Here is a 1869-nt window from a genome sequence, read left to right as displayed (position 1 = left end):
TAGTAGTGGTGTTTGGAAGTATCAACTGTTTAAAGATGAGATGAAGTGCCGTGAGTTTTTCGTTATGTTGCCGGATATTACGGATCAGCAGCTTGCTTTTTGGTTCAATAACATTGAGTTGCTTAAGGGAGCTTAAAAGCTTTTTTTAAGGTTTTGAGAGAGGACCCAGCGATGTGTAGTAGCGGTTAGTGCCTATGAGTGGCTCGCGCATTGTGAGAACAGAGATATGGAGTGGTTCTAGGTTAGTTGAAGAGGGGCGAGGACCTAGCTGAGTGTAGTAGCGGTCAGTTGCCTATGAGCGGCTCGTACATTGTAAGACGAGAGGTATGGATTGGTTCTAAGGTAGTTGAAGAGGCCAAAAGCCAAGTGTTTAGGTGGTGTCTCTTCACTTTTGGGAGAGAGGATTTATCCGAGACTAGAAGCATTGATTTGAAATAGATTTAGATTAATTAAGATATTGTACAATTAGACTAAGTTTATATAAAAGGAGAGGTGAGGAGGATGGCGCAGAATAAGTATCGCGTTACATTCATTTCGCCAAGTGAGGTTGAGCAACGTACTGTAATGGCGGCGAGTAGTTTACCTAATTTAATACGTCAAGTAGAGAGTATTATTGCAGATCCGAACGGTTATTTTGTAAATGATAAAAAAAATAATTGCTATTTTAAAGTTATTAAAGAAAATGTTACGTATATTCAATATGAGTTACTATTTTCTGATAAGGAAATTCACATTGAAAAGTTAAAACATATAGCACCGGCGGTATTGAAACAAGTATTTAAAAAAATAAACGATCCGGAGTTATATGCACTTGCGCTACTTGATGTTGATATAGCAACGAAAGAATACGTGCTAGAAGAAATGAATCCGGAGCTAAGAATAAGAGTGGAAACGGAACTTTCGAAAAAATGGGAAGCAATGCCGACAGAAATTGTAGGGGCACAAGAGGTGTTATTAGAGGCACTTGCTTCGTTTATACAAGATTAAGCTTTACCAGTGTTTTTATTATTTTAAAACGGCAAGGCTCACGCAACTATCTATATTTTTCATATAGGTAGTTGACTTTTGGATGTTATTAAAGCTTAATAATTAAATATACGGAATTAATGAAAGGGGAGCGACACCTTTATGTCACAAGCACAAAGTATTTTATTAGAAAGTGGAACAAACGAATTAGAAATCGTAACTTATACTGTGGGTGAAAATTTATTTAGTATCAATGTAATGAAAGTGCGTGAAATTATTAATCCATTCCCTGTTACAACTGTGCCGGAATCTCATCATGCAGTTGAAGGTGTTGTTCAAGTACGTGGTGAAATTTTACCTGTTATTAACTTAGCAACGGCTCTTAATTTAAAATCTATAAAACCACTTGATCAAACGAAATTTATCATTTCAGAATTAAACCAAATGAAAGTTATTTTCCGTGTTGATGAAGTGCATCGTATTCAACGTATTTCATGGGAACAAATTGATGAACCAGCTTCATTATCTATGGGACTAGAAGAAACGACATCTGGTATTGTAAAACTAGATGGGAAAATCATTTTACTATTAGATTATGAAAAAATTGTATGTGAAATTAGCGGTACTGGCTATGACAATAAATCACTTGCAGGATTAGAGCAAAAAACAGATCGAGCTGAAAAGGTGATTTATATTGCGGAAGATTCAGCGATGCTTCGTCAAATACTAGAAGAAACATTATCATCAGCTGGATATACGAAAATGAACTTCTTCAGCAATGGTGCAGAAGCGTTAGCTCAAATTGAAAAATTAGCAAAAGAGCAAGGTGAAAAAATGTATGAACATATTCACCTGCTTATTACAGATATTGAAATGCCGAAAATGGATGGACACCATTTAACG

Annotated in this window: 3 protein-coding genes; all 3 read left to right on the top strand. The window is 35.9% G+C overall.

Translation table 11 applies throughout. From position 1 onward, the window contains the following. Positions 1 to 136, top strand: a 136-nt coding sequence (locus tag AC1DJR_RS28365; RefSeq protein ID WP_477004085.1) for a DUF3964 family protein, incomplete at its 5' end; no start/stop codon positions are given. A gap of 365 nt (positions 137 to 501) precedes the next feature. Continuing rightward, positions 502 to 987, top strand: coding sequence for a hypothetical protein (locus AC1DJR_RS28360; RefSeq protein WP_002030949.1), 486 nt, complete (start codon positions 502 to 504; stop codon positions 985 to 987). Between the two features lie 141 nt (positions 988 to 1128). Next, on the top strand, positions 1129 to 1869 hold a 741-nt coding region (locus AC1DJR_RS28355; protein ID WP_477004084.1), incomplete at its 3' end, for a chemotaxis protein.

This window comes from Bacillus sp. 05T31, from assembly GCF_056396725.1.
The sequence above is the reverse complement of the archived record's forward strand: the minus strand, read 5'-3'. Positions and strand labels throughout refer to the sequence as shown.